This window comes from Nocardioides lijunqiniae (assembly GCF_015024225.1).
Taxonomy (GTDB): Bacteria; Actinomycetota; Actinomycetes; order Propionibacteriales; family Nocardioidaceae; genus Nocardioides; species Nocardioides lijunqiniae.
Genome location: NZ_JACJGM010000001.1, coordinates 324,652 through 349,590, shown reverse-complemented (window position 1 = coordinate 349,590; position 24,939 = coordinate 324,652). Strand labels below are relative to the sequence as shown.

The window sequence follows — 24,939 nt, the reverse complement described above, 5'->3', positions numbered from 1 at the left end:
GTGACGCGTGCCACAGTGGCGCCGTGCCAGCAACATCTGTCGTCCTCACGGCCCGAGGGCTCACCAAGAGCTTCGTCGGCCACACCGTCCTCCAGGACGTCGACCTCGAGCTCCGCGCCGGAGAGGTCCTCGGCCTGGTCGGCGAGAACGGCGCGGGCAAGTCGACCCTGATGAAGATCCTCGCCGGCGTCCACTCCCCCGACTCCGGCAGCGTCGAGCTCGGCGGCGAGACCGTCTCGTTCAGCCACCCGGTCCAGGCCCAGCAGGCCGGCATCTCCACGGTGTTCCAGGAGTTCAACCTCCTCCCGGAGCGCTCGGTCGCCGAGAACATCTACCTCGGCCGCGAGCCGCGCAGCCGCGGCCTGGTCGACGTCGGCCAGATGCACCGCGACACCGAGGAGCTGCTCACCGGCCTCGGCGTGACGGGCCTGCGCCCCGGCCAGCGCGTGCGCACGCTGTCGGTGGCCGAGCAGCAGATCGTCGAGATCGCGAAGGCCGTCAGCTACGACGCCCGGATCATCTCCATGGACGAGCCGACCGCCGCGCTCGCCGAGCACGAGGTCGAGCTGCTCTACGGCATCATCGGCACGCTCACCGCGCGCGGCGTCGCGATCCTCTACGTCTCCCACCGCCTCAAGGAGATCTTCCGCCTCTGCGACACGATCACCGTGCTCAAGGACGGCCGCCAGGTCACCACCAAGCCCGCCGCGGAGCTCGACGACGCCGAGCTGGTCCGCCTCATGGTCGGCCGCTCGATCTCCTCCTTCTTCCCCGACCCGGTCGAGGGCACGGTCGTCGGCGAGCCGGCGCTCGAGCTGCGTGACGCCGGCAACGGCTACGTCGACGGCATCGACCTCACGCTGCGCGCGGGTGAGGTCGTCGGCATCGCCGGCCTGCAGGGCTCGGGCCGCACCGAGCTCGTCGAGGGCATCTTCGGCGTCCGCCCCCTCACCCGCGGCACCATGTCGATCGCCGGCAAGCAGGTGCGCCCGCGCTCGCCGCGCGCCGCGATCCGCGCCGGTCTCGCGATGGTCACCGAGGACCGCAAGGCCACCGGCCTCGCGCTGAACCAGAGCATCCTCGACAACGCCCTCGGCGTCGTGCGCGCCGTCTTCCCGCGGCGTACGTCGCAGGCGCGCCGCGAGGTCCCCGGCCTGCTGTCCTCGCTCGAGGTCTCGGCCCGGGCGACCGACCAGGAGGTGCAGTTCCTCAGCGGCGGCAACCAGCAGAAGGTCGTCCTGGCCCGCTGGCTGACCACCAACCCCCGTGTCGTGCTGATGGACGAGCCCACCCGCGGCATCGACGTCGGCGCCAAGCACTCCATCTACGAGCTGATGCGCTCGCTGGCCGCCGACGGCGTCGCCGTCCTGATGATCTCCAGCGAGCTCCCCGAGGTCATCGGGATGTCCGACCGGATCCTGGTCATGCGCGACGGCCGCCTCGCCGGCGAGCTGCCCGCGGGCTCCTCGGAGGAGGCCGTCCTCCAGGTCGCCACCGGCGTCACCGCCGCGCCGGCGACCACCACCCCCGCACCCACCGAGGAGGTCGCCCGATGAGGAGCCGCCTGCAGCACCTCACCTCGACCGGCATCGTCGTCGCCGTCCTGGTGCTCAGCCTGGTCGTCGGCGCCATCCTGACCGCCATCGAGGGCCGCAACTTCCTGAGCAGCGGCAACATCGACGCGATCCTCACCGGCTGCTCGATCCTCGGCCTCATCGCCATCGGCCAGACGCTGGTGATCCTGGTCGGCAGCCTGGACCTCTCGGTGCCGTTCGTCGTCAGCCTGACCAGCGTCCTCGCCGCGGGCCACATGGCCGGCGAGCCCGGCAACGTCGTGCCCGCCGTGCTCCTCGCGCTCGGCATCGCGGCGGTCATCGGCCTCGCCAACGGCCTGGTCGTCAGCTTCCTCAAGGTGCACGGGTTCGTCGCCACGCTCGGCATGGGCCTGATCATCAGCGGCTACATCGGCAGCAACTACCAGGGCAGCCACGGCCTCGCGCCGCGCTCGTTCCGGCTCATCGACGCCACCCAGATCGGCCCGGTCCCGCTCACCTTCCTGATCATGCTGGGCTGCGCGCTGCTGGCGATCCTCATGCTGCGCCGCACCCGGCTGGGCCACCACCTCTACGCCGTCGGCGGCAGCCCCGAGGTCGCGCGCCTGTCCGGCATCCGCACCTCCGTGCCGGTCGTCGTCGCCCACGTCCTGTGCAGCGTCCTCGCCGCCGTGGCCGGGCTCCTGCTCCTCTCCCGGCTCAGCGTCGGCAGCCCCACCATCGGCAGCCAGGGCGACTACGACCTGATGTCGATCGCGGCCGTGGTCCTCGGCGGCACGCTGCTGGCCGGCGGCAAGGGCAACATCGTCGGCACCCTCGCCGGCGTCGCGATCTTCGCCGTCCTCGACAGCGTCATGGGCGTCATGCAGGTCAACCCGTTCCTCAAGGACGTCATCCGCGGCCTCGTCATCGTGGCTGCCGTCGCCGTCTACGCCGGTCGCGAGATCGACCGGCGCCCCGCCCGCTTCGACCGGCCCACCGGCCTGGACGCCGTCCTGCAGGAGACCAAGTGAGCACCCCCGTGACCACCTCGACCCCGGCACCCGCCCGGGCCGCCATCCCCGCGCACCAACGCGGCCTCGGCGGTCGGCTGCTCGCGGCGATCCTGACGCCCGGTGGCGCCGTGTTCGTGCTCGCCGCGGTGCTCCTGATCGCGACGATCCAGGCCAACCCCAACTTCGGCGACCCTGGCGTGGTCATGCTCTTCCTCGGCCGCACCGCCCCGATCGCGATCGCGGCCATCGGCCAGTACTACGTGATCGTCTCCGGCGAGTTCGACCTCTCGATGGGCGCCGTCATCGGCACCCAGGTCGTCCTGGCCGGCAACATGATCGGCGAGGACCCCGACAAGGTCGTGCCCGTCACCGTGCTGATGCTGCTGGTCGGCGCCGCGGTCGGGTTCGTCAACGGCGTGGTCACCACCCTGCTGCGGGTGCCGAGCTTCATCGTGACGCTCGGCATGATGCTGGCGCTCGGCGGCCTGGTCTCCTACCTCACCGGCGGCGCCGCCACCGGCAACCCGGTCGACGAGTTCCGCGAGATCGGGCGCGGGCGCTTCGAGAACGTCCCGCTGGTGGAGTTCCTCCCCTACCCGCTGCTCATCCTGGTCGTCCTCGCGATCGTCGCCTCCTGGCTGATGCGCCGCCCGTTCGGCCGCAACCTGCTGGCCGTCGGCGACAACCCCGAGTCGGCCGAGCGCTCCGGCACGTCGGTGTGGTGGCTCAAGACCCGCGCCTTCATGATCTCCTCGCTCGCCGCCTCGGTCTCCGGGATCCTGCTCGTCGGCTACGCCGGCGTGCACCCGTCGGTGGGCGACGGCTACGAGTTCACCGCGATCACCGCGGTCGTGCTCGGCGGCGTGCTGCTCGGGGGCGGCCGCGGGTGGGTCCTCTCCGCCGCGGCGGGCGCCATCGCGCTCGAGCTGCTCTTCACCCTGCTCACGGTCAAGGAGGTCGAGTCCACGTGGCGCGACACCGTGCAGGGCGTGATCATCATCCTCGCCGTCGCCGTCGCCGCCCGTGGCTGGCAGGCCGGCCGTCGCCCGCGCGGGTCCGCCCGCCAGGCCCCCTCTACTCGGATCCCCACCACGCCCACCCCGGGCACGACCAATGGAGACAACTGATGCGCAAGAGTCCACTGCTGAGAGGCGCCGTGGTGTCCGCTGCGGCACTGCTCGTGCTCGCGGCATGTAGCACCGATGATTCGGTCGACGACCCGGCACCGGACGCCGGCGCGGACCCGGAGACCTCGGAGTCGGCCGACGCCTCCGCCGACACGGAGTGGTTCGTCCAGGCCGACTTCGACGAGCAGGACGCCCAGCGCTCCGCGACGTTCGAGGGCGACGACGCCACCCCGTGGCTGCAGTACATCGACGGTCCCATGACGGACACCAAGAAGTACGCGACGCAGGAGGCCCAGAAGGTCTGCTTCGCCAACGCCTCGATCAGCAACCCGTGGCGCCAGACCGGCTGGATCACCATGAACCAGCAGCTCAAGGCCCTCCAGGACTCCAAGGTCATCGGCGAGATGGAGACCCGGGACGCGCAGGACGACGACAACACGCAGATCGCCGACATCGACTACTTCATCGCCGAGGGCAACTGCGACGTCTTCATCATCTCCCCCAACTCCACGGCGGCCATGACCCCGGCCGTCGAGCGCGCCTGCGAGACCGGCAAGCCGGTCATCGTCTTCGACCGCGGCGTCAACACCGACTGCTACACCTCGTTCATCCACCCGATCGGTGGCTACGCGTGGGGCATCGACACCGCCAACTTCCTCAGCGAGAACCTCGAGGAGGGCGACAAGGTCGTCGCGCTGCGCATCCTGCCCGGCGTCGACGTGCTGGAGACCCGCTGGGCCGCGGCCGAGAAGATCTTCAAGGACAACGGCATCGACGCGGTGGACTACTTCACCGGCGCCGACCCCAGCAAGATCAAGCAGATCATCAGTGACGAGCTCGTCAAGGGCGACGTCAAGGGCATCTGGATGGACGCCGGTGACGGCGCCGTCGCCGCCATCGAGGCGTTCGAGGACGCCGGCGTCGACCTCCCGGTCATGACCGGCGAGGACGAGATGAGCTTCCTGCGCAAGTGGGAGGAGACCGGCCTGACCGGCCTGGCTCCCGTCTACTCGAACTTCCAGTGGCGCACCACGCTCCTGGCGGTCGAGAAGATCGTCAAGGGCGAGGCCATCCCGAGCGAGTGGGTGCTCCCGCAGGTTCCGATCACCGAGGACGAGCGCGCCGACTTCCTCGAGGAGAACGACGGGATGCCCGACGGCCACTACGCCAAGTTCGGTGGCGAGGACCTGCCCGGCTACCCGCAGGTCTGGCAGGACCGCAAGATTCCCTGACCGTGTGGCCGGCCGGCGGTCTCCTCGCCGCCGGCCGGCCCACGCACCCTGCTCCACCCCTGCCCCATCCCTGCTCCACCCCTGTTCTCCGAACCATGCCTCCGGGCCTCCCCGAGGCCCCTCCCCTCCTCCGAAGGTCCTTCCATGCGCGCGATCGGCATCAACACCTGGGTGTGGACGTCCCCGCTGACCGACGCGGTGCTGCCCGCCCTGCTCACCCGGATCGCCGAGCTCGGCTTCGACGCCGTCGAGCTGCCGCTCGAGAACGTCGGCGACCTCGACCCGGCCCGCACCGCCGCGAGCCTCACCGAGGCCGGCCTCACGCCGTACGTCGTGGCGGCGATGGCGCCCGGCCGTGACCTCGTCGCCACCGACGCCGCGACCGTCGCGCGCACCCAGGACTACCTCCGCGGCGCCGTCGACCTCGCCGAGGCGATCGGCGCGACCAGCGTCTGCGGCCCGTTCTACGCCCAGACCGGCCGCGTGTGGCGCCTGAGCGACGACGAGCGCACCGCGGCGTACGCCGAGTGGCGCGAGCACCTCGCCCCCGTGGCCGACCACGCGACGGCGGCCGGGGTGCGGATCGGCGTCGAGCCGCTCAACCGCTACGAGACCTCGCTCGTCAACACCGTCGACCAGGCGCTCACCGGCCTCGGGCCGCTGCTGGAGCAGGGCGTGGGCCTGGCGCTCGACACCTACCACCTCAACATCGAGGAGCGCTCCAGCGCCGCGGCCGTGCGCGCGGCCGGACGCCACCTCGTGCACGTGCAGGTCTGCGGCAGCGACCGCGGCGCCCCCGGCGGCGACCAGACCGACTGGCCCGCGCTCGTCGCGGCGCTGGACGAGGTCGGCTACGCCGGCCCGCTGAACATCGAGAGCTTCACCCCCGACAACGCGTCGATCGCCGTGGCGGCGTCGATCTGGCGGCCGCTCGCGGCCTCGCCGGACGACCTCGCTCGCGACGGGCTCGCGTTCCTGCGCTCCCTGGACGGAGACACATCACATGTCCTCTACTGACCACGCCACCGACGGCACCCGCCCGCTCGGGGTCGCCGTCATCGGCTACTCCTTCATGGGCAAGGCCCACTCCAACGCCTGGCGCAACGTCGGCGCGTTCTACCCCGACGTGCCGCCGGTGCGCCAGCAGGTGCTGGTCGGCCGGGACCCGGCGGCGGTGAAGACCGCCGCCGAGCGCTACGGCTGGGCGGAGTCGGCCACCGACTGGGCCGAGGTCATCGGCCGCGACGACATCGACATCGTCGACATCTGCACCCCCGGCCACCTCCACGCCGACATCGCCCTGGCCGCCTTGGCCGCTGGCAAGCACGTCCTGGTCGAGAAGCCGCTGGCCAACACCGTGGCCGAGTCCGAGGCCATGGTCGCGGCCGCCGCATCGGCCACCGGACGCTCGATGATCGGCTTCAACTACCGCCGGGTGCCCGCGCTCGCGCTGGCCCGCCAGCTCATCGCGGACGGTCGCATCGGCCAGGTCCGCCAGGTGCGGGCGGCGTACCTCCAGGACTGGCTCTCCGACGAGACCGCCCCCATGACCTGGCGCCTGCGCCGCGACGAGGCCGGCTCCGGCGCGCTCGGCGACCTCGGCTCCCACGTCATCGACCAGCTCCACTCCCTGCTCGGCGAGCGGGTCGTCACGGCCCGGGGCCGCCTGCAGACGTTCGTGCCCGAGCGCGACGGCAGCGAGGGACGCGAGCAGGTCACCGTCGACGACGCCGCCTGGGCCACGCTCGAGACCGCCTCCGGCGTGGTCGCCAGCGTCGAGGTGAGCCGCATGGCCACGGGACGCAAGAACGGGCTCAGCCTGGAGGTCTACGGCTCGGAGGGCGCGCTCAGCTTCGACCTGGAGCGCCTCAACGAGCTCGGCGTCGACGACGGCACCGGCATGCGGCGGGTCCTCGTCACCGAGGAGAGCCACCCCTACCTCGCGGCGTGGTGGCCGCCGGGCCACACGCTCGGCTGGGACCACACCTTCACCTCGCAGGCGGCCGACCTGCTGACCGCCATCGCCAACGACGTCGCCCCGGCGCCGTCGTTCGAGGACGGCCTGGCGGTGCAGCGGGTGCTGTCCGCCATCGAGGCCAGCGACGCACGCTCCGGCACCTGCGTCGACGTGTGACGATCTGCACCTGACGACCAGATGACGAGCTAGGAGTCCTCATGGGCAAGCGCTTCACCCTCTTCACCGGACAGTGGGCCGACCTCACGCTCGAGGAGGTGGCCGGGCTGGCCGCCGGCTGGGGCTACGACGGTCTCGAGATCGCCGTCTCCGGCGAGCACCTCGACGCCTGGCGCTGGGACGACGACGACTACATCGCCGAGCGTCTGGAGCTCCTGGAGCGCCACGGCCTCAAGGTCTGGGCGATCTCCAACCACCTCACCGGCCAGGCGGTCTGCGACGACCCGATCGACGCCCGCCACCAGGCGATCGTGCGCCCGCAGGTGTGGGGCGACGGCGACGCGGAGGGCGTGCGCCAGCGCGCCGCCGAGGAGATGAAGCTGACCGCGCGGCTGGCGCAGCGGCTCGGCGTCGACACCGTCATCGGCTTCACCGGCTCCGCCATCTGGCAGTACGTCGCGATGTTCCCGCCCGTGCCCGCCTCGACGATCGAGGCCGGCTACCAGGACTTCGCCGACCGCTGGAACCCGATCCTCGACGTGTTCGACGAGTGCGGCGTGCGGTTCGCCCACGAGGTGCACCCCTCCGAGATCGCCTACGACTACTGGTCGACCGTGCGCACCCTGGAGGCGATCGGCCACCGGCCGGCGTTCGGGCTCAACTGGGACCCCAGCCACATGATGTGGCAGAACCTCGACCCGGTCGCCTTCATCACCGACTTCGCCGACCGGATCTACCACGTCGACTGCAAGGACACCCGGATGCGGCTGGGCGGCGGCCGCAACGGCGTGCTGTCCTCGCACCTGCCCTGGGGCGACCAGCACCGCGGCTGGGACTTCGTGTCCACCGGCCGCGGCGACGTTCCGTGGGAGGACTGCTTCCGCGCCCTGGCCGCCATCGGCTACGCCGGTCCGGTCTCGGTCGAGTGGGAGGACGCCGGCATGGACCGCCTGCACGGCGCTCCCGAGGCGCTGGAGTTCCTCCGGAGGTTCGACTACGACCCTCCGGCCCAGTCCTTCGACGCGGCGTTCAGCGCCTAGCGCCCGGCGCTCTGGGGGGAGCCCACCGGGGGGCAACGCACTTCGGTCCCGAACGGGTCGGGACCCGAAAGATGGAGATACGTCATGTGTTTCGGGTATGTCGGAGAGGCAGCGCTGCGGCGCTCGTTGGTCGAGAAGGGCGCCCCGCGGCGCCACGTGCTGCGGGGAGCCGCGGCGGGAGTGGCGGCCGTCGGGGTCGCCGGCGGGCTCGCAGCGGGTGCCGGAGCGGCCGCGGCCGCGGCGCCCGGAGAGAGGCCCGTCGAGAGGCGCGGGCACTCCCGGCAGCGGTCGGTGCCCCACGACCGGATCAGCATCCAGCTCTACACGCTGCGCGCCGCCCTGGGCGGCCAGCCGGGCTTCGACGTCGTGCTCCAGCGGCTGGCCCAGTACGGCTACGAGAAGGTGGAGCTGGCCGGCTACTACGGCCGGACCGCGACGGAGCTGCGCCGCTTCCTGCGCGGGCTGGGGATCAAGGCCACGTCGAGCCACGACGGCATCAGCGCGACCCCGGCCGCGCTGAGCACCAAGCTGGAGAACGCCGCCATCCTGGGCCAGCGGTACGTCGTCGTGCCCTACCTCAACTCCGCGACGCGCGCCGACTGGGAGCGGTGGGCCGACCAGATGAACGCCGAGGCGCGCCAGGCCAGGCGCTGGGGGCTGCACTACGGCTACCACAACCACGCCCACGAGTTCACGACCGACCTCGGCGGCGGGGTGACGCCCTGGGAGATCCTCATGGAGCGCCTCGACCCGCGGCTGGTCCACCTCGAGGTGGACCTCTACTGGGCCTTCACCGCGGGCGTGAACCTCGGCGTCGCCGACCCCGACCGGTTCGCCATCGACGTGGTGCGGCGGGCACCGCTCCGGGTGCGCCAGTTCCACGTCAAGGACCGCGACGCCCAGACCGGCGACATGGCCGACCTCGGCACGGGGGTCGTCGACTTCCCGCGGATCTTCCGCAGCCACACCGTGGAGGAATACATCGTTGAGAACGACAACCCCGACGTGTCGCCGCTGACGTCAGCGGCGGTCGGCCACCTCTACCTCGACCACCTGGACTACTGAGGCCGCGACCAGGTCGCCGAACTCCTCGTGGCCTCCGGGGGTGAGGTGGAGGCCGTCGTCGAGGTAGCGCAGGTCGGCGTCGACCATCGAGAGGTACGTCGCGCCGTGGCGGGCGGCGAGGTCCCCCAGGACCTCGTCGACCCGCGCGACGTGGCGACCGCGCAGTGGCGCCGGCGGCGGGCCGACGACCAGCATCGGCACGTCGCCGACCGCGCGCACGAGGCGGCGGAAGCCCTCGGTGATCTCGGCCTCGGTGCGGTCGTAGTCGTTGAGGCCGCCCTCGGCGACCACCAGGTCGGCACCGTCCGCCAGCGCCCGGGGCGCCCGGTCCGCGAACGACACCGGCCCGCAGCCGCTGGCGCGGGCGCTGAAGCCGGAGCCGGAGAAGCCGTCGACGTGCACGGTGCCGGGCAGGTGGGCGGGCCAGGACTCCTCGGGCCGGTCCAGCCGCAGGCCGGCGGAGTAGGAGTCGCCGATCACCACGACCCGGGTGCCGGGCCCGTTGTCGTTGTCGTGGTCGGCGCGCCACGCCGAGGCCTCGGCGAAGCGCTCGCAGCGCTGGGCGAAGGCGCCCTCGGCGTCGTCGGTGAGCTGGAAGGTCAGCACGACGCTCGCCGCCAGGGCAGCCAGCAGCGTCAGCACGAGCGGCTTACGCGCCGCAACCCCCCGAAGGACCACGTCACCATTCTCCGTCACGCGCGCAAGGCGCGTGGTGGGTTCAGCGAATCGGTGCGTCCGCGGCGTAGGCCGCCAGGTCGCCGGCCAGGTCCTCGTTGGCCCGACCGCTGACGAGGGTGCCGTCACCGGTGTGCTCCAGCGAGGCGATCTCGCCCTGCTGGTGGATCCGGTTGAGCAGGTCGCCACGCTCGTAGGGCAGCAGTGCCCGGAACTCCACGTCGGGGCGCGGCAGCTCGTCCTCGACGAGTGCCAGGACGTCGGCGATGCCCTCGCCGGTCCTGGCGCTGACCACGACCGAGTGCGGCTCGCGCTGGCGCAGCCGGGCCAGCACCAGCGGGTCGGCGGCGTCGGCCTTGTTGATGACGACCACCTCGGGCACCTTGTCGGCGCCGATCTCGGCGAGCACCTCGCGCACGGCGCCGATCTGGCCCTCCGGGTCGGGGTGGGAGCCGTCGACCACGTGCAGGATCAGGTCGGAGTCGGCGACCTCCTCCAGCGTCGAGCGGAACGCCTCGACGAGCTGGTGGGGCAGGTGGCGCACGAAGCCGACGGTGTCGCTCATCGTGTAGACGCGGCCGTCGCTGGTGGTGGTGCGGCGGGTGGTCGGGTCGAGCGTCGCGAACAGGGAGTCCTCGACGAGCACGCCGGCGCCGGTGAGCCGGTTGAGGAGCGAGGACTTGCCGGCGTTGGTGTAGCCGGCGATCGCGACCGAGGGGATCTGGTGGCGCTGACGGTCCTGGCGCTTGGTGTCGCGGGTGCCCTTCATCGCCTTGAGCTCGCGGCGCAGCTTGGCGATCTTGTCGTTGATGCGACGCCGGTCGGTCTCGATCTTGGTCTCACCGGGGCCACGGCCGCCGATGCCGCCGCCGTCGGCGCCGACCCGGCCACCGGCCTGGCGCGAGAGGTTGCCACCCCAGCCGCGCAGGCGCTGCTTCATGTAGCTCAGCTGCGCCAGCTCCACCTGGGCCTGGCCCTCGGCGGAGCGGGCGTGCTGGGCGAAGATGTCGAGGATCAGCGCGGTCCGGTCGACGACCTTGACCTTGACCCGGTCCTCGAGGTTGCGCAGCTGGCTGGGCGCCAGCTCGCCATCGCAGATCACGGTGTCGGCGCCGGTCGCCTGCACGATCTCGGCGATGCCCTCGACCTTGCCGCGACCGACGTACGTCGCGGGGTCGGGCGCCTGCCGGCGCTGGTAGATCGCCTCGAGCACCTCCGAGCCGGCCGTCTCGGCGAGCAGGGCGAGCTCGGCCATGGAGTTCTCGGCGTCCTGCACGGTGCCGTCGGTCCAGACCCCGACGAGCACGACCCGCTCCAGGCGGAGCTGGCGGTACTCGACCTCGGTGATGTCCTCGAGCTCGGTGCGGAGCCCGGCCACGCGCCGCAGCTGGTGGCGCTCGGCCAGCTCCATGGCGCCGGCGGTGGGCTCCTCGGGGTCGGGGTCGTCGGCCCACGAGTCGTCGGGAGCATCGTCGGGCGAGTCGTCGGGCGCGTCGTCGGACTGGGTGTCGTCCCAGGCGTCGGTGGCCTCGAGCTCGTCGTCGAGGGAGAAGTCGTCTGCGTTCGCGGTAGTCATACGCCCTCCAGAGTAGGTCGGGGACGGGTGCCGCGCGAACCCCTTTCGGGTGAGCGGCCTACGGCAGGCGCCGCTGGGCGGCGTAGGCGCCGGGCGTGAGGCCCGTGACGCGGCGCCAGTCGCGACCGAAGTGGGCCTGGTCGGTGTAGCCCAGGTCGGCGGCGACGCGGGCCAGGTCGACCTCCCCGTCGGCGCCGAGGCGCTCGGCGGCCTCGTGGAGCCGGCGCCGCTGCATGAGCCACTTGGGGCTCAGCCCGATGCGCCGGGCGGCGAGGCGCTGGAGGCTGCGCTCGGAGAGCGCGAACTTCTCGCAGATCTGCCCCACCCGCTGCACGCGCGGGTCGCCCTCGACGTACTCGACGAGCGCGTTGACCAGCAGCCCCTCCTCGTCGAGCGGGGTGAGCCCGCCGATGGCCTGCTCGATGGCCAGCACGGCCGCCAGCTGGCGCTCGCCCTCGGCAGGGGCCGGCGCCATGGCCTCACGCACCGACTCGGTGAGCCTCGCCCCGTCGAGGGTCGCCACGGTGTCCAGGTCGACGTGGGTGTCGGTGATCGTCACGGGGCCGCCGAGGAGCAGCGAGCCCGCACCCGGCTGGAGCATGGCGCCCGCGGCCCAGCCGGAGCCGCTGAGCTGCTTCGTCGAGAGGCCGGTGGCCGGCCCGACCACGTGGGCGTAGGTGTCGGAGACGACGAGCAGGCAGACGGGGTACTGCAGCACCCGCTGGGTGGTCGAGCGCCCGGGAGGCAGCGACCAGACGGGGAGCCAGTAGCGGCGGACGAGGTCGGCCAGGGCCGGGGTGGGCACGAAGCGGTGGACCGGAGGGCTGAAGCCCCGCTCGTCGCGCAGGTGGGCGCGCTCGATCGGGTCGACGGCGCGGGGTGCGACCGGCTCCTCGGGCATGTGTCGGATTCTTACCAGACCCACCGACACCGCGGCCGCCACGATGGGGCCATGACCGACCTCACCGACCAGTACCTCGCCGACGCCCACCGCCTCACCGCCCTGCTCACCTCCGCCCACGACGCCGACTGGTCGGCGCCGAGCCCGTGCGAGGGCTGGAGCGCCGCCGACGTCGTCGACCACGTCGTCGACACCCAGCGCGACTTCCTCGCCCAGCGCGAGGCCGACCTCGGCGAGCGGCCGAGCGGCCCCCCGGACGCGGTGTGGGCCGCGCACACCGACGCCGTACGGCGCGCGGTCGCCGACGAGGCGTTCGTCTCCCGCGAGTACGACGGCTACTTCGGGCGCACCACCGTCGCCGACACCCTGGCCCGCTTCTACGGCTTCGACCTGCTGGTCCACCACTGGGACGTCGCCCGCGCCCTGGGCCGGGACGTCACCTGGGACGACGCGGAGATGGACCGGATCGACGCCGCGCTCGACGGCTTCGGGGACCACCTCTACGGCGAGGGCGTCTGCCGGCCCGCGCTCGAGACGCCCGCCGATGCGCCGCGTCAGGTGCGGCTGCTCGCGCGGATGGGCCGGGCGGCGTAAGACTGGAGGGGTGCTGCCCCTCTCCCCCGACGGCCACGAGCTGGCCGACCTGCTCCCGGCCGTGGGCCGGATGCTGGGCATCACCGGCGCCCCGGGCGCCGGGAAGTCGACGCTCGCCGCGCTCCTGGCCGCCCGGCACGCCGCGACCGTCGTGCCGATGGACGGCTTCCACCTCGCCGACGTCGAGCTCGACCGCCGCGGGCTGCGGGACCGCAAGGGCGCGCCCGAGACGTTCGACGCGGCCGGGTACGCCGCCCTGCTGCGGCGGGTGCGCGACCGCGAGGACCTGGTGCTGGCGCCGGCGTTCGAGCGCGACCTGGAGCAGCCGCTCGCGGGCGCGCTGCCCGTTGCCGGCGACGCCCGGCTGGTCGTCACCGAGGGCAACTACCTGCTGCTGCCCGAGCAGCCTTGGCCCCGCGTGCGCGCCCAGCTCGACGACGTCTGGCACGTCGTGGTCGACGACGACCTGCGCCTCGAGCGGCTCGTCGCGCGCCACGTCCGCTTCGGCAAGACGCCGGAGGAGGCTCGCGCCTGGGTCGAGCGGGTCGACCAGCCCAACGCGGTGCGGGTCCAGGCCGCCGCCGGCCGCGCCGATCTGGTCCTCGACCTCACCCACCTCGCCGAGACCCCCGGGGGTTGAGGAAGGCGCGCTAGCGCCTGTCTCGAAACCCCTTCTGCCGACAGGGTTTCGAGACGGGACTTCGTCCCTCCTCAACCCACGAGGGCGACGGGACTTCGTCCCTGCTCGACCACCGGAGGTGCTACTTGGGGGGCATCCGGATGCCGCCGTCGACGCGGACGACCTCGCCGTTCATGTAGGCGTTGGTGAGGCACTCGACGACCATGCTGGCGAGCTCGGCGGGGGTGCCGAGGCGCTTGGGGAACAGCACGTTCCTGCCGAGGTTCTCCTTGAAGGCATCCGCGTCGGGGCCCTCGCCGTAGATCGGGGTGTCGATCAGGCCCGGCGCCACGGTGTTGAGGCGGATGCCGGAGGCGGACAGGTCGCGCGCGACCGGGAGGGTCATGCCGACGACGCCGCCCTTGGACGCGGAGTACGACGCCTGGCCGATCTGGCCGTCGAAGGCCGCGACGCTGGCGAGGTTGACGATCGCCCCGCGGCAGCCGTCCTCGTCGGGCTCGTTCAGGCTCATCACGGTGGCGGCCTGGCGGACCATGTCGAAGGTGCCGATGAGGTTGATCTGCACGACCTTGGTGAACGCCTCGAGGGAGTGCGCCGACTCCAGCTGACCGTCGCGGCCGATGGTGCGCTGGGCCCAGCCGATGCCGGCGGAGTTGACGACCGCGCGCAGCGGCGCGATGTCGGCGGCGGCCTTGACCGCGGCGGCGATCTGGTCGGTGCTGGTCACGTCGACCTGGGCGAAGACGCCCTTGATCTCCTCGGCCAGGGCCTCGCCCTTGTCGGCCTGGAGGTCGGCGACCACGACGGTCGCACCGCGGGCGGCGAGCGCGCGGGCGGCGGCCGCGCCGATGCCCGAGGCGCCGCCGGTGACGATGGCAGAAGATCCGGTGAGTTCCATGGGCCGGACTCTAGTGCGGCTAGAGGTCGGTGGTCCCGCGGGCCACGAGCACCGCGGGACCCGTCATCAGGATCCGGTCATCAGCCGTCCACACGATCGAGAGGGTGCCGCCGGGGACGTCCACCCGGTACGTCGTGCCGCGCGGCGCCGCGTCGGCGACGGCGGCCGCGACCATCACCGCGCAGGCGCCGGTGCCGCAGGAGCGGGTCTCGCCCGAGCCGCGCTCGTGCACCCGCATCGCCACGTGGGCGGCGCCGCGGCGCACGACGAACTCGACGTTGACGCCGTCGGGGTAGACCGCCTCGTCGTGGGTCGGCGGGGTGACCAGGTCCCCCGCGTCGGCCAGGTCGTCGACGAACGCGACCGCGTGCGGGTTGCCGACGTCGACGTGGGTGGCCGGCCAGGAGTGGCCGGGCACCGACACCTCGGTCTCGCCCAGCACCTGCGGGGTCCCCATGTCGGCGGTGACGAGCCCGTCGTCGCGCATCGTGAGCACCTTGACGCCGTCGCGCGTGCCCACCGGGATGGGCGACGCGGGGTCGACGAGCCCCTCCTGGACCAGGTGCCGGGCGAAGACCCGGATGCCGTTGCCGCACATCTCCGAGAGGGACCCGTCGTGGTTGCGGTAGTCCATGAACCACTCGGCGTCCTGGCCGCGGCCGGCCTCGATCGCGTCCGTGCGGACCACGCGCAGCACGCCGTCGCCGCCGATCCCGGCGCGCCGGTCGCACAGCGCGCGCACGCGCGCGGGGTCGAGGTCGCCGTGGACGGTGCCGTCGTGGTCGGGCAGCAGGACGAAGTCGTTCTCGGTGCCGTGGCCCTTGAGGAAGTCGTAGGTCATGCGTACAGCTGCTCCTCGTAGGAGGGTCCGTAGTACTCGTCGAGCTCCTCGATCGTCTTGCCGCTGGGCTCCACGTCGTGGGCGAGCACGGCCCGGCGAGGCACGAGGCCGGTGGGGTCCCAGGTCTCGGGCTTCCACAGCTGCGAGCGCAGGAACGCCTTGGTGCAGTGGAAGAAGATCTCCTCGATGTCGACGACCACCGCGAGGATCGGGCGGTGGCCCTTGACCACGAGCTCGTCGAAGAACGGCGCGTCGCTGACGAGGCGGGCCCGGCCGTTGATCCTCAGGGTGTCGCCGCGGCCAGGGATCAGGAAGTCGAGACCGACGTGGGGGTTGTCGAGGATGTTCTTGTAGCCGTCGGCCCGGCGGTTGCCGGGCCGCTCCGCCAGGGCGATCGTCACGTCGTCGACGACGTGCACGAGCCGGCCCGCGGGGTCGCCCTTCGGCGAGGCGTCGCAGGCGCCCGACGCGCTCGAGGTCGCCATGACGCAGAACGGCGAGGCGGCGAGCCAGTCGCGGTCGACGTCGAGCAGCGACGTGCGGCCCTTGCCGACGGCCCGCGCGTTGGGCTCGCCGAGCAGGGCGACGAGCTCGTCGAGCGTCGTGATCTCGGGCCAGGCAGCGGTGCTCACTCCCACAGCGTAGGGGGCCCGACCACCTCGTAGCGGAGGCAGGCGAACGCCTTGTTCTGCGCGACCTCGACCAGCCGCAGGGCGTGGCGCCGCGGGAAGACGGGGCGTCCGGCGCCCAGGGTGACCGGCGCGACGTGGGCGACGATCTCGTCGAGCAGGCCCGCGTCGGCGAACTGCCCGGCGAGGTCTCCCCCGCCCACCACCCAGATCCCCTTGCCCGCGGCCGCGGACGCCATCTCGGCGTGCACCTGCGGCACCGGGGCGGAAGTGATCGTCACGGTGTCGGCGACCGGCTGCAGGTCGCGGTGCGTGAAGATCCAGGCCGGCATGTCGTAGGCCCAGGGGTCGCCGGTCCGGGCGTTGTGGGCGAGCACCCACTCGTACGTCGTGGCGCCCATCGCGATCGCGCCGATGCCCTGGATGAACTCGTCGTAGCCCATCGGCCCGGACTCGTCCTGGTCCTGCACGAACAGCCAGTCCAGCGAGTCGTGCTCGTCGGCGATGAACCCGTCGAGCGTGGTCGCCGTGTAGTACGTCGTCCGCGTCATCACGCGACTCCCGTCCGGGCGCGCAGCCAGTCGATCGGGTCGCCCTGGTCGACCGCGTGGCCGCCGGCGCGCAGCAGCTGGCGGACCAGGTGGCGACGGTGCGCGGCGTAGGTGAGCACGTGGGCGACCACGCTGCTCATCACGAAGCTCTCCGGCGGCTCGCAGAGCGCGTCGACGAGCCGGTCCTCCCAGCCGCCGCGGCGGTCGATGGCGCGCACGGTCGCCAGCCAGCGCGGGGCGACGGCGTCGTGGCGGGCGAGGAGCGACGCCGGGTCGTCGTCGCCGCGGGCCGGCAGGTCCAGGCCCTCGATGGCGGCCAGCCACACCTCCTTGCTCCAGACCAGGTGCTCCAGCACGGCCGCGAGCGACGCCTCCTCGCCGTCCCACTCCAGCACGGTGTTGCCGGGCAGGTGGTCGCGCCGGTAGTCATCGGCCCCGAGCCCCTTGGCGAGGTCGATCAGGGCTCGGGTGTCGTCCAGGTCGTGCTGGACCATCAGCTCGGTCACGGGGTTCATCGAGTGCTCCTGCGCGCGGACCCACAGCGAGGTGGGCGGGTGGAAGTGGATGCCGTTGGGGGCGGGCAGCCAGTGGCCACCCTCGCGGTCCCGGCTGGACACGTGGCTGGACATGTGACTGGACACGTGGCTGGGCACGTGGCCGAAGGCGCGACGGAAGGCGCGGCTGAAGCCCTCGACCGACTCGTAGCCGGCCTCGAACGCCGCGTCCGTCACCGACGTGCCGCCGCGCAGCCGCCAGGCCGCGCGCTCGAGCAGCACCCGACGCCGCATCGACACCGGCGGCTCGCCGGTGTCGCGGCTGAGCAGCCGGCTGAAGTGGTACGGCGAGGAGTGCGCGCCGCCCGCCATCTCGTCGAGCGTGCGGTGCTCCTCGTCCAGCACGGCGTCGAGCAGCTCGCGCAGCCGGTCACGTCCCTCCATGTCCACCAGTCTGGACCGCCCCGAGCACCGGCGCCCGACCGAACTTGCTCCGATGAGTCCGGGCCACCGGCGGGGTCGGCACGTCCATGACCACCGTGATCGGCGACATCACCCTCTCCCTCGACGGCTTCGTCAGCGGCGCCGGCGACGGCGTGGAGCGACTGCACTCCTGGGTCCTCGCGAGCGACGACCCGGTCGACCGCGAGGTGCTGGTGGAGGTCGGCGCCGCCGGGGCCGTGGTCATGGGCCGCACGACGTTCGACGCCGTGGACTCACCCGAGGGATGGGCGCCGGGACTCGGCTACGGCGCGCGCCAGGACACGCGTCCGCCGTTCTTCGTGGTGACGAGCAGTCCGCCCGAGCGGGTGCGGCTCGCCGACACCCACGACTTCACGTTCGTGACCGACGGACCGGCCGCTGCGGTCTCGGCGGCGGTCGCGGCCGCGGGCCCCGGCGACGTCCACGTCATGGGCGGCGGCGCCCTCGTGGGCTCGTGCCTGGCGGCCGGGCTCCTGGACCGGCTCAGCCTCCACATGGCGCCCGAGGTGCTCGGGGCGGGCACGCCGCTCTTCGAGGGCGTGGGCGGGCACCGGCTGGAGCGGCGCGACGTACGCGCGTCGGCGCACGCCGTGCACGTGGTCTACGACGTCGTGCGCTGAACCGCCGCGAGCGCCTGCTCCACGCGGTCGGGGGCGTCGAACGGGACCCAGACGATGCGCGGGTCCTTCTTGAACCAGGCGTCCTGCCGGCGCGAGAACTGGCGGGTCCCGATGACCGTGCGCTCGCGGGCGGCGTCGAGGGTCATGTCGCCGGAGAGGAAGGCCGCCACCTCGCGGTAGCCGATGGCGCGCGACGCCGTACGACCCTCGGCCAGGCCCTCGTCGAGCAGCCGCTCGACCTCCTCGACCAGCCCGGCGGCGAACATCTCGTCCACGCGCTGCTCGATGCGGCGGTCGAGGGCCGGTCGGTCGATGGTGAGGCCGATCTGCACGGTCGCCGGGTCGGCGTACGTGAGCTCGGGCAGGGCCGCCGACCACGGCTCGCCGGTGATCTCGATGACCTCGAGGGCCCGCACGACGCGGCGGCCGTTGTCGGGCACCATCTTGGCCGCGGCCCCCGGGTCGATCTCGGCGAGGCGCGCGTGCAGGGCTCGGGCGCCGACGCGCTCCAGCTCGGCCTCCCACCGCGCGCGCACGGCCTCGTCGGTCGCCGGGAAGTCGAAGCGGTCCAGGACGGCGCGGGTGTAGAGCGCGCTCCCGCCGACCAGGACCGGGGTGGTGCCGTCGCCGCGCAGTCGCGCCGCGGTCTCGCGGGCCTGGTCCTGGAAGTGCGCGACGGTGAGCGGCTCGCGCACCGAGAGCAGGTCGAGCAGGTGGTGAGGGATGCCGCGCCGCTCGGCGGGCGGGACCTTGGCGGTGCCGATGTCCATGCCGCGGTAGACCTGGAAGGCGTCGGTGTTGACGACCTCCCCGCCCAGCGCCTGCGCCAGGTCGAGCGACAGCCCGGTCTTGCCCGACGCGGTCGCGCCCACGAGCGCGACGATCGGGGGCAGGGTCATGTGGCTAGTGTGGCAAGCAACCACCCCGACCCAGACACGGAGGAGCGCCATGGGCTTCCTGGACGACGCGAAGAAGAAGCTGACCGACGCCGTGGACAAGCACGGGGACAAGATCTCCGACGGCATCGACAAGGCCGCCGCGGCGGCCGACCAGAAGACCGGCGGCAAGCACGCCGACAAGATCGCCAAGGTGCAGTCCAAGGCCAAGGACGGGCTGGACAAGCTCGACGGCAAGAACGACGACCTGCGATGAGCGAGTCGCCGACCACCGACGACGAGCTGACCGGCGAGCCGTTCGACACCCCGCCGGGCGAGCACGACAGCGAGCTGCCCGACGAGCACGACGACGGCCACACCGACCCCCTCCAGGAGGAGAACGCCGGCACCACCGAGGACCAGCCGTCCCAGTGAGCGACCCGGGCAGCGGCGACACCCACGGCCGCTTCGTGGTCGTGCCCGCGGCCTACGTCTTCCTGGTGCGTGACGGGGTCACCGGGCCGGAGGTGCTGCTGCAGCTGCGGCAGAACACCGGCTACATGGACGACCACTGGGCGGCCGCCGCGGCCGGGCACGTCGAGCGCGGGGAGACGGCGTACGACGCCGCCGAGCGCGAGGCGGCCGAGGAGATCGGCGTCAGCGGGCTGGACCTGCGGTTCGTGACCTCGATGCAGCGCACCCGCCACGCCGACGCGATCGACGAGCGGGTCGACTTCTTCTTCACCTCCCGGACCTGGACCGGCGAGCCCCGCGTCGTCGAGCCCGAGAAGTGCGCCGAGCTGCGCTGGTGCGCCCTCGACGCGCTGCCCGACCCCGTCGTGCCGCACGAGCTGGCTGTGTTGCAGTCGGTGCGGTCGGGTACCACGAAGCCCTACAGCACCTTCGGATTCTGAGGAGACGCCGCATGGTTGACGAAGACCTGGGCCCCAAGCCCGAGCCGCAGATCGAGCCCGGCGAGCCCAACCCCGGAGGCGTCGACGCGATCGACCACGGTGACGGCGTGGACGGCGAGGCCGCCGACGGCGACCCGACGCCCGCCGACCTGGACCCGCAGGACAACCCCGCCATCCAGGACGAGCCCGACGAGGTGCAGGAGGGTGAGGACACCTCGACCGAGGCCACCGAGACGGAGACCGACGAGGACAACACCGGTGGCGCCGACGAGGCCGACCGGGAGAACCCGGTATGAGCGGCGAGGGCGCCGCGGGGGCCGGAGGTCCGGTGGGGCCGGCTGGGCAGGACGAGCAGGCCGGTCCTGAAGGGCAGGCCGGGCGGGCCGGGCAAGCCGGTCCGGAGGGTCCGGAGGGGCAGGCCGGGAAGGCCGGTCCGGAGGGTCAGGCCGGTCCGGAGGGGCACGAGGCGCGTCCCGACGTACCCGACGACGACTACGACATCCAGTCGTCGGACCAGGACCCCTCGGGCGACCTCGGCGTGAGCAGTGAGCGCGAGGGCCACGCCGGCCCCGGCCAGCACGCCGCCACCGGCGTACGCGACACCAGCGAGGGCCGCACCACCTCCCTCGACGACGCCCCGCCCGAGCAGTCGACCGGCGGCCACGAGCCCAGCCCCGACGGCCTCGAGCCCAAGGCCGGCTACTCCAGCAAGGACCCGCGCTCCGACTGAGCGGCCCCGCGGTGCCGTGCGCCGCCCGCGTGAGTTTCGCCGGTCGACCGGCGAAACTGGACCTTGACCGCCGAAACTCCGTCGGTCAGGCGGGAGTTTCGTCGGTCAGGCCCGTGCCCGAGCTCGATGTCGGCAGTTGGTCAGCACATCGGGTCGCTCAAGCGCGGACAGGTCCGTCCGATGCCCCAACTGCCGACGTGGGTGACACCTCCGCGCACGTTTCTGGACCCTGACCGCTGAAGCTTCGTCGGTCAGGCGTGAGTTTCGCCGGTCGACCGGCGAATCTGGACCACGGCGCCTACCGCAGGCGCCGCACGTCGAGCGGGGTCTCGAGGGCGGTGCCGTGGGGGGTGCGGTCGACGGAGTAGGCGCCGGCGGAGCCGTTCTCGGCGAGGGCCTCGACGAGCTCGGTGCCGCGGTAGAGCAGGCCGGCGCCGTCGTCGGTGGCGTAGCCCGGCGGGAGGGTGCCGTCCGCGACCAGCGACTGGAAGAGCGGGCGGCGCTGCTCCTCGGAGTCGTAGTGGACGCCGTTGGAGTAGGGCAGGAGCGCCAGGCCGTTGGTGATCGGGCGCAGGTCCGGGCCGAAGGAGTCGGTGGTGCCGCCGACGTGCCAGCAGATCGAGCCCGCCGAGACGCCGGTCAGGACGACGCCGGCCTCCCACGCCTCGCGCATCGCCTCGCCCACGCCGTGCAGCTCCCACGTCGCCAGCAGCCCGGCGACGCTGCCGCCGAAGACCCAGATGACGTCCTGGGCCAGCAGGTGCTCCCGTACGTCGGGGACGTTGGGCATGGTGAAGAGCGACAGGTGCGAGCCGGCGAAGCCGGCCAGCTGGGCCATGTCGTAGAAGTTGCGGATGCCCTCCGCCGCGTCGCCGCCGGCGGTGCCGACGTAGCAGACCCGCGGCGCACGGCCGGTGACGCCGGCCAGGTCGACGGCGTGGCGCGTGAGCGGGCCGACCTCCCAGCGGGTGCGCGACCCGGCGACGATGCCGCCGGAGGTGGCCAGGATCGTGGGGGCGTCGGCGACCATCAGCGGCAGGCCGGGGCGGCGGGCAGCGGCGCGGGCACGCCGAGCGTGGGCATGCCGAGCGAGACGCCGGCGTCCGCCGGGCGACCCTGGCGGGCCTCCCACGCGTCGCCGGAGCGCGTGCGGCGCACGACGGCGGGGCTGTCGGCGACCAGGTGGTGCGGGGCGGCGTAGGTGATGTCGACCGTGACCAGGTCGCCCGGACGCACCGGCTCCGCCGGCGCGAGGAAGTGCACGAGCCGGTTGTCGGGACCACGGCCGGACAGGCGCAACGTCTCGGCGTCCTTGCGACCCTCGCCCTCCGACACCATCAGCTCGACGCGGCGCCCGACCAGGCGCTGGTTCTCCTGCCAGGCGATGTCGTTGACGAGCTCGACCAGGCGGCCGTAGCGGTCCTTGACCACGTCGGGCGGGACCTGCTCGTCGAGCGTGGCCGCCGGGGTGCCGGGGCGCTTGGAGTACTGGAAGGTGAAGGCACCCGAGAAGCGCGACTGCCGCACGACGTCCAGCGTCGCCTGGAAGTCCTCCTCGGTCTCGCCCGGGAAGCCCACGATGATGTCGGTGGTGATCGCGGCCTCGGGCATGGCGGCGCGCACCCGCTCGATGATGCCGAGGTACTTGGTCGAGCGGTAGGACCGGCGCATCGCCTTCAGCACGCGGTCGGAGCCGGACTGCAGCGGCATGTGCAGCGACGGCATCACGTGGGGCGTCTCGGCCATCGCCTCGATGACGTCGTCGGTGAACTCCGCCGGGTGGGGCGAGGTGAAGCGCACGCGCTCCAGCCCCTCGATCGACCCGCAGGCGCGCAGCAGCTTGGAGAAGGCCTGGCGGTCGCCGAACTCCACCCCGTAGGCGTTGACGTTCTGCCCGAGCAGGGTCACCTCGGAGACGCCGTCGGCGACCAGCGCCTCGATCTCGGCGAGGACGTCGCCGGGGCGGCGGTCCTTCTCCTTGCCGCGCAGGGCCGGCACGATGCAGAACGTGCAGGTGTTGTTGCAGCCCACCGAGATCGACACCCACGCGGCGTAGGCGGACTCGCGCTTGGTCGGCAGGGTCGAGGGGAAGACGTCCAGCGACTCCAGGATCTCGACCTGGGCCTCCTGCTGCACCCGCGCGCGCTCGAGCAGCACCGGCAGCGCGCCGATGTTGTGGGTGCCGAAGACGACGTCGACGTACGGCGCCTTGGCGGTGATCGTGTCGCGGTCCTTCTGCGCCAGGCAGCCGCCGACGGCGATCTGCATGTCCGGGTTGGCGGCCTTGATCGGCGCCAGGTGCGACAGGTTGCCGTAGAGCTTGTTGTCGGCGTTCTCGCGGACCGCGCAGGTGTTGAACACCACGACGTCGGCCTGCGTCTCGGCCGCCGCGTCCGCGCGGTCGAAGGCGGTGTAGCCGGCCGTCTCCAGCAGCCCGGTCAGGCGCTCGGAGTCGTGGACGTTCATCTGGCACCCGTAGGTGCGGACCTCGTAGGTGCGCGCGGAGCCGACGGCGGTGCGTGCGGGAGCGCTCGTGGGAGTGGCAGACATGACCCCGAAAGCGTACGGCGGCGCGCCCGCCCGCCCGAATCCCGTGGGTCACGGGTCTGCAACACCCCAGTCTCGACATGGCCCCATCGGACTATGTGCCGCTAGGGTCCCCCGCATGACTGCGCTGGAGAACGAGGAACGGACCCCGGGGACGGGAGAGCCGCTCGTCGTGCTCGACAAGGTCGACAAGTGGTTCGGCCAGCTGCACGTGCTCCGGGACATCAACCTCACCGTCCACCGTGGCGAGGTCGTCGTGGTGATCGGGCCGTCCGGGTCGGGCAAGTCGACGCTGTGTCGGGCCATCAACCGCCTCGAGACCATCGACAAGGGCACGATCACGCTCGACGGGCAGCCGCTGCCGCAGGAGGGCAAGGAGCTGGCCAACCTGCGCGCCGAGGTCGGCATGGTCTTCCAGAGCTTCAACCTCTTCGCCCACAAGACGATCCTCGAGAACGTCACGCTCGGACCGATCAAGGTGCGCAAGAAGCCGAAGGCCGAGGCCGAGGCCCGCGCCCACGAGCTGCTCGACCGCGTCGGCATCGGCCACCAGGCCGCCAAGTACCCCGCCCAGCTCTCCGGTGGCCAGCAGCAGCGCGTCGCGATCGCCCGCGCGCTGGCGATGGAGCCCAAGGTCATGCTCTTCGACGAGCCCACCTCGGCCCTGGACCCCGAGATGATCAAGGAGGTCCTCGACGTCATGGTCGACCTCGCCGAGCGCGGGATGACCATGGTCGTGGTGACCCACGAGATGGGCTTCGCCCGGACGGCGGCCGACCGCGTGCTGTTCATGGCCGACGGCCAGGTCGTCGAGGAGAACACCCCCGAACAGTTCTTCACCAACCCCCAGAGCGATCGGGCCAAGGACTTCCTCGGCAAGATCCTCAAGCACTGAAGGAGATTGCGTATGCGACACACGAGGATCAAGGCCGCCATCGCGGTACTCGGGCTGAGCCTCAGCCTCGCGGCCTGCGGCGACGCCGGCAGCGACGACGAGGGTCGTGACGTCGAGGCCGAGGAGGTGGAGGAGGGCAAGTTCGAGGAGGGCACGAAGATGGCCGAGCTCGCCGAGGCCGGCAAGATCACGATCGGCGTCAAGTACGACCAGCCCGGCCTGGGCTTCAAGGACGCCTCCTCCGACGTCCCGACCGGCTTCGACGTGGAGGTCGCCAAGCTCCTGGTGGCCGACCTCGGCATCGACCCCGCCTCGGACTCGGTCACCTGGGAGGAGACCATCTCCGACAACCGCGAGCCCTACCTCGAGGAGGGACGCGTCGACCTCGTGCTGGCGTCGTACTCGATCACCGACGAGCGCCGCAAGGTCGTCGGCCAGACCGGCCCGTACTTCGTCACCGGCCAGCAGGTGCTGGTGAAGGCGGACAGCGACATCGCCGGCATCGAGGACCTCAAGGGCAAGACGGTCTGCTCCGTGACGGGCTCGACCTCGCTGGAGAACGTCGAGGCCGCCGGCGCCAAGGGCGCCCCCGCCGACACCTACTCGCAGTGCGCCGAGGACGTCCTCAACGGCACCGTCGAGGCCATGTCGACCGACGGCTCGATCCTGCTGGGCCTCGCCGCCCAGAACGAGGGCGAGCTCAAGGTCGTCGGCGACGAGTTCTCCGAGGAGCGCATCGGCGTCGGCTACAGCCTGGAGACGCCCGAGATGTGCGACTGGATCAACGGCGTGCTCGAGGAGTCCTTCGAGGACGGCTCGTGGGCCGAGGCCTTCGAGCTGACGCTCGGCGGCAGCGGTGCCGAGACGCCGGAGCCCCCGGCCCTCGACCCGTGCCCCGCAGCCTGACCTGACACCGGTACGACGCCGGGA

29 protein-coding genes are annotated in these 24,939 nt (G+C 72.5%); 18 read left to right on the top strand and 11 right to left on the bottom strand.

Features of this window, described 5'->3' with window-relative positions; genetic code table 11:
• The first annotated feature begins 23 nt into the window (after positions 1-23).
• The 8 genes from IRQ30_RS01660 to IRQ30_RS01625 all read left to right on the top strand — a co-directional run bounded on the left by IRQ30_RS01660 (position 24) and on the right by IRQ30_RS01625 (position 9,146).
• The gene (locus tag IRQ30_RS01660; protein WP_338089521.1) at positions 24-1,556 is read left to right on the top strand and encodes a sugar ABC transporter ATP-binding protein; all 1,533 of its coding nucleotides are present in this window, start codon (positions 24-26) and stop codon (positions 1,554-1,556) included.
• Complete coding sequence (locus IRQ30_RS01655; protein WP_193611305.1) at positions 1,553-2,566, top strand: ABC transporter permease; 1,014 nt, start codon at positions 1,553-1,555, stop codon at positions 2,564-2,566. Before IRQ30_RS01660 ends, IRQ30_RS01655 begins: the two co-directional genes overlap by 4 nt.
• Positions 2,563-3,675 carry an ABC transporter permease gene (locus IRQ30_RS01650; RefSeq protein WP_338089520.1) on the top strand — a complete coding sequence of 371 codons (1,113 nt, stop codon included), beginning with the start codon at positions 2,563-2,565 and terminating at the stop codon, positions 3,673-3,675. The genes IRQ30_RS01655 and IRQ30_RS01650 overlap by 4 nt, the downstream gene beginning before the upstream one ends.
• On the top strand, positions 3,675-4,907 hold the full coding sequence (locus IRQ30_RS01645) for a substrate-binding domain-containing protein (protein WP_193611304.1): 1,233 nt from the start codon (positions 3,675-3,677) through the stop codon (positions 4,905-4,907). The genes IRQ30_RS01650 and IRQ30_RS01645 overlap by 1 nt, the downstream gene beginning before the upstream one ends.
• 144 nt (positions 4,908-5,051) lie before the next feature.
• On the top strand, positions 5,052-5,924 hold the full coding sequence (locus IRQ30_RS01640) for a sugar phosphate isomerase/epimerase family protein (protein WP_193611303.1): 873 nt from the start codon (positions 5,052-5,054) through the stop codon (positions 5,922-5,924).
• Positions 5,911-7,041: a Gfo/Idh/MocA family protein gene (locus tag IRQ30_RS01635; protein WP_193611302.1), complete on the top strand. Its 1,131-nt coding sequence runs from the start codon at positions 5,911-5,913 to the stop codon at positions 7,039-7,041. Before IRQ30_RS01640 ends, IRQ30_RS01635 begins: the two co-directional genes overlap by 14 nt.
• Positions 7,042-7,082: 41 nt before the next feature.
• Positions 7,083-8,081: a sugar phosphate isomerase/epimerase family protein gene (locus IRQ30_RS01630; protein WP_193611301.1), complete on the top strand. Its 999-nt coding sequence runs from the start codon at positions 7,083-7,085 to the stop codon at positions 8,079-8,081.
• 84 nt (positions 8,082-8,165) lie between these two features.
• Positions 8,166-9,146 carry a sugar phosphate isomerase/epimerase family protein gene (locus IRQ30_RS01625; protein WP_193611300.1) on the top strand — a complete coding sequence of 327 codons (981 nt, stop codon included), beginning with the start codon at positions 8,166-8,168 and terminating at the stop codon, positions 9,144-9,146.
• Here the strand turns inward: IRQ30_RS01625 and IRQ30_RS01620 are convergent.
• The 3 genes from IRQ30_RS01620 to IRQ30_RS01610 all read right to left on the bottom strand — a co-directional run bounded on the left by IRQ30_RS01620 (position 9,102) and on the right by IRQ30_RS01610 (position 12,298).
• Positions 9,102-9,788: a GDSL-type esterase/lipase family protein gene (locus IRQ30_RS01620; RefSeq protein WP_193611299.1), complete on the bottom strand. Its 687-nt coding sequence runs from the start codon at positions 9,786-9,788 to the stop codon at positions 9,102-9,104. The two genes, IRQ30_RS01625 and IRQ30_RS01620, sit on opposite strands and share 45 nt — an antisense overlap.
• A gap of 76 nt (positions 9,789-9,864) precedes the next feature.
• A complete protein-coding gene (gene hflX, locus IRQ30_RS01615; RefSeq protein ID WP_193611298.1) occupies positions 9,865-11,397 on the bottom strand; it encodes a GTPase HflX in 1,533 nt (510 codons plus the stop codon).
• 58 nt (positions 11,398-11,455) lie between these two features.
• Positions 11,456-12,298 (bottom strand): AraC family transcriptional regulator, encoded by an 843-nt coding sequence (locus IRQ30_RS01610; RefSeq protein WP_193611297.1) that lies wholly within the window; start codon positions 12,296-12,298, stop codon positions 11,456-11,458.
• Positions 12,299-12,349: 51 nt separating this feature from the next.
• Here IRQ30_RS01610 and IRQ30_RS01605 point away from each other — a divergent pair, with 51 nt between their 5' ends.
• Positions 12,350-12,892: a maleylpyruvate isomerase family mycothiol-dependent enzyme gene (locus IRQ30_RS01605; protein ID WP_193611296.1), complete on the top strand. Its 543-nt coding sequence runs from the start codon at positions 12,350-12,352 to the stop codon at positions 12,890-12,892.
• A 10-nt stretch (positions 12,893-12,902) separates the two neighbouring features.
• Positions 12,903-13,532, top strand: a complete 630-nt coding sequence (locus tag IRQ30_RS01600; RefSeq protein ID WP_338089519.1) for a nucleoside/nucleotide kinase family protein — start codon at positions 12,903-12,905, stop codon at positions 13,530-13,532.
• A 121-nt stretch (positions 13,533-13,653) separates the two neighbouring features.
• On the opposite strand, the gene IRQ30_RS01595 is transcribed toward IRQ30_RS01600, so the two are convergent.
• The 5 genes from IRQ30_RS01595 to IRQ30_RS01575 are packed head-to-tail and all read right to left on the bottom strand — an operon-like array spanning position 13,654 to position 17,389.
• Complete coding sequence (locus tag IRQ30_RS01595; protein WP_193611294.1) at positions 13,654-14,430, bottom strand: SDR family NAD(P)-dependent oxidoreductase; 777 nt, start codon at positions 14,428-14,430, stop codon at positions 13,654-13,656.
• Between the two features lie 19 nt (positions 14,431-14,449).
• Positions 14,450-15,271 (bottom strand): diaminopimelate epimerase, encoded by an 822-nt coding sequence (gene dapF / locus IRQ30_RS01590; protein WP_193611293.1) that lies wholly within the window; start codon positions 15,269-15,271, stop codon positions 14,450-14,452.
• The gene (locus IRQ30_RS01585) at positions 15,268-15,903 is read right to left on the bottom strand and encodes an MSMEG_1061 family FMN-dependent PPOX-type flavoprotein (RefSeq protein ID WP_193611292.1); all 636 of its coding nucleotides are present in this window, start codon (positions 15,901-15,903) and stop codon (positions 15,268-15,270) included. The genes dapF and IRQ30_RS01585 overlap by 4 nt, the downstream gene beginning before the upstream one ends.
• Complete coding sequence (locus IRQ30_RS01580; RefSeq protein WP_193611291.1) at positions 15,900-16,451, bottom strand: dihydrofolate reductase family protein; 552 nt, start codon at positions 16,449-16,451, stop codon at positions 15,900-15,902. The genes IRQ30_RS01585 and IRQ30_RS01580 overlap by 4 nt, the downstream gene beginning before the upstream one ends.
• A complete protein-coding gene (locus IRQ30_RS01575) occupies positions 16,451-17,389 on the bottom strand; it encodes a helix-turn-helix domain-containing protein (RefSeq protein WP_227466762.1) in 939 nt (312 codons plus the stop codon). Before IRQ30_RS01575 ends, IRQ30_RS01580 begins: the two co-directional genes overlap by 1 nt.
• Before the next feature lie 86 nt (positions 17,390-17,475).
• Between IRQ30_RS01575 and IRQ30_RS01570 the strand changes: the two genes are divergently transcribed.
• A complete protein-coding gene (locus IRQ30_RS01570; protein WP_193611289.1) occupies positions 17,476-18,048 on the top strand; it encodes a dihydrofolate reductase family protein in 573 nt (190 codons plus the stop codon).
• Here IRQ30_RS01570 and miaA read toward each other — a convergent pair.
• On the bottom strand, positions 18,030-18,947 hold the full coding sequence (gene miaA, locus IRQ30_RS01565; RefSeq protein WP_193611288.1) for a tRNA (adenosine(37)-N6)-dimethylallyltransferase MiaA: 918 nt from the start codon (positions 18,945-18,947) through the stop codon (positions 18,030-18,032). The two genes, IRQ30_RS01570 and miaA, sit on opposite strands and share 19 nt — an antisense overlap.
• A 49-nt stretch (positions 18,948-18,996) precedes the next feature.
• Here miaA and IRQ30_RS01560 point away from each other — a divergent pair, with 49 nt between their 5' ends.
• The 5 genes from IRQ30_RS01560 to IRQ30_RS01540 are packed head-to-tail and all read left to right on the top strand — an operon-like array spanning position 18,997 to position 20,567.
• A complete protein-coding gene (locus tag IRQ30_RS01560) occupies positions 18,997-19,200 on the top strand; it encodes an antitoxin (RefSeq protein WP_193606575.1) in 204 nt (67 codons plus the stop codon).
• Positions 19,197-19,358 carry a hypothetical protein gene (locus tag IRQ30_RS01555; protein WP_193611287.1) on the top strand — a complete coding sequence of 54 codons (162 nt, stop codon included), beginning with the start codon at positions 19,197-19,199 and terminating at the stop codon, positions 19,356-19,358. The genes IRQ30_RS01560 and IRQ30_RS01555 overlap by 4 nt, the downstream gene beginning before the upstream one ends.
• The gene (locus tag IRQ30_RS01550; RefSeq protein ID WP_193611286.1) at positions 19,355-19,837 is read left to right on the top strand and encodes an NUDIX domain-containing protein; all 483 of its coding nucleotides are present in this window, start codon (positions 19,355-19,357) and stop codon (positions 19,835-19,837) included. The genes IRQ30_RS01555 and IRQ30_RS01550 overlap by 4 nt, the downstream gene beginning before the upstream one ends.
• An 11-nt stretch (positions 19,838-19,848) precedes the next feature.
• Positions 19,849-20,133 carry a hypothetical protein gene (locus IRQ30_RS01545; protein ID WP_193606578.1) on the top strand — a complete coding sequence of 95 codons (285 nt, stop codon included), beginning with the start codon at positions 19,849-19,851 and terminating at the stop codon, positions 20,131-20,133.
• A complete protein-coding gene (locus IRQ30_RS01540; protein ID WP_193611285.1) occupies positions 20,130-20,567 on the top strand; it encodes a hypothetical protein in 438 nt (145 codons plus the stop codon). The genes IRQ30_RS01545 and IRQ30_RS01540 overlap by 4 nt, the downstream gene beginning before the upstream one ends.
• Positions 20,568-20,865: 298 nt before the next feature.
• Here IRQ30_RS01540 and IRQ30_RS01535 read toward each other — a convergent pair whose 3' ends face one another.
• Complete coding sequence (locus tag IRQ30_RS01535) at positions 20,866-21,597, bottom strand: Type 1 glutamine amidotransferase-like domain-containing protein (protein WP_193611284.1); 732 nt, start codon at positions 21,595-21,597, stop codon at positions 20,866-20,868.
• Positions 21,597-23,117, bottom strand: coding sequence for a tRNA (N6-isopentenyl adenosine(37)-C2)-methylthiotransferase MiaB (miaB, locus tag IRQ30_RS01530; protein WP_193611283.1), 1,521 nt, complete (start codon positions 23,115-23,117; stop codon positions 21,597-21,599). The genes IRQ30_RS01535 and miaB overlap by 1 nt, the downstream gene beginning before the upstream one ends.
• 115 nt (positions 23,118-23,232) lie before the next feature.
• On the opposite strand from miaB, the gene IRQ30_RS01525 reads away from it, so the two are divergent.
• Complete coding sequence (locus IRQ30_RS01525; RefSeq protein ID WP_193611282.1) at positions 23,233-24,009, top strand: amino acid ABC transporter ATP-binding protein; 777 nt, start codon at positions 23,233-23,235, stop codon at positions 24,007-24,009.
• Between the two features lie 12 nt (positions 24,010-24,021).
• Positions 24,022-24,915, top strand: coding sequence for a glutamate ABC transporter substrate-binding protein (locus tag IRQ30_RS01520; protein WP_193606583.1), 894 nt, complete (start codon positions 24,022-24,024; stop codon positions 24,913-24,915).
• Positions 24,916-24,939 lie beyond the last annotated feature (24 nt).

Coding starts and splice junctions, on each gene's coding strand:
- IRQ30_RS01555 (WP_193611287.1), top strand. CDS start 19,197: ATGAGCGAGTCGCCGACCACCGACGACGAGCTGACCGGCGAGCCGTTC.
- miaB (WP_193611283.1), bottom strand. CDS start 23,117: ATGTCTGCCACTCCCACGAGCGCTCCCGCACGCACCGCCGTCGGCTCC.
- IRQ30_RS01645 (WP_193611304.1), top strand. CDS start 3,675: ATGCGCAAGAGTCCACTGCTGAGAGGCGCCGTGGTGTCCGCTGCGGCA.
- IRQ30_RS01560 (WP_193606575.1), top strand. CDS start 18,997: ATGGGCTTCCTGGACGACGCGAAGAAGAAGCTGACCGACGCCGTGGAC.
- IRQ30_RS01610 (WP_193611297.1), bottom strand. CDS start 12,298: ATGCCCGAGGAGCCGGTCGCACCCCGCGCCGTCGACCCGATCGAGCGC.
- IRQ30_RS01580 (WP_193611291.1), bottom strand. CDS start 16,451: ATGACGCGGACGACGTACTACACGGCGACCACGCTCGACGGGTTCATC.
- IRQ30_RS01535 (WP_193611284.1), bottom strand. CDS start 21,597: ATGGTCGCCGACGCCCCCACGATCCTGGCCACCTCCGGCGGCATCGTC.
- IRQ30_RS01575 (WP_227466762.1), bottom strand. CDS start 17,389: ATGGAGGGACGTGACCGGCTGCGCGAGCTGCTCGACGCCGTGCTGGAC.
- IRQ30_RS01540 (WP_193611285.1), top strand. CDS start 20,130: ATGAGCGGCGAGGGCGCCGCGGGGGCCGGAGGTCCGGTGGGGCCGGCT.
- hflX (WP_193611298.1), bottom strand. CDS start 11,397: ATGACTACCGCGAACGCAGACGACTTCTCCCTCGACGACGAGCTCGAG.
- IRQ30_RS01640 (WP_193611303.1), top strand. CDS start 5,052: ATGCGCGCGATCGGCATCAACACCTGGGTGTGGACGTCCCCGCTGACC.
- IRQ30_RS01570 (WP_193611289.1), top strand. CDS start 17,476: ATGACCACCGTGATCGGCGACATCACCCTCTCCCTCGACGGCTTCGTC.
- IRQ30_RS01595 (WP_193611294.1), bottom strand. CDS start 14,430: ATGGAACTCACCGGATCTTCTGCCATCGTCACCGGCGGCGCCTCGGGC.
- IRQ30_RS01635 (WP_193611302.1), top strand. CDS start 5,911: ATGTCCTCTACTGACCACGCCACCGACGGCACCCGCCCGCTCGGGGTC.
- dapF (WP_193611293.1), bottom strand. CDS start 15,271: ATGACCTACGACTTCCTCAAGGGCCACGGCACCGAGAACGACTTCGTC.
- IRQ30_RS01625 (WP_193611300.1), top strand. CDS start 8,166: ATGTGTTTCGGGTATGTCGGAGAGGCAGCGCTGCGGCGCTCGTTGGTC.
- IRQ30_RS01630 (WP_193611301.1), top strand. CDS start 7,083: ATGGGCAAGCGCTTCACCCTCTTCACCGGACAGTGGGCCGACCTCACG.
- IRQ30_RS01655 (WP_193611305.1), top strand. CDS start 1,553: ATGAGGAGCCGCCTGCAGCACCTCACCTCGACCGGCATCGTCGTCGCC.
- IRQ30_RS01605 (WP_193611296.1), top strand. CDS start 12,350: ATGACCGACCTCACCGACCAGTACCTCGCCGACGCCCACCGCCTCACC.
- IRQ30_RS01545 (WP_193606578.1), top strand. CDS start 19,849: ATGGTTGACGAAGACCTGGGCCCCAAGCCCGAGCCGCAGATCGAGCCC.
- IRQ30_RS01525 (WP_193611282.1), top strand. CDS start 23,233: ATGACTGCGCTGGAGAACGAGGAACGGACCCCGGGGACGGGAGAGCCG.
- miaA (WP_193611288.1), bottom strand. CDS start 18,947: ATGACCCTGCCCCCGATCGTCGCGCTCGTGGGCGCGACCGCGTCGGGC.
- IRQ30_RS01520 (WP_193606583.1), top strand. CDS start 24,022: ATGCGACACACGAGGATCAAGGCCGCCATCGCGGTACTCGGGCTGAGC.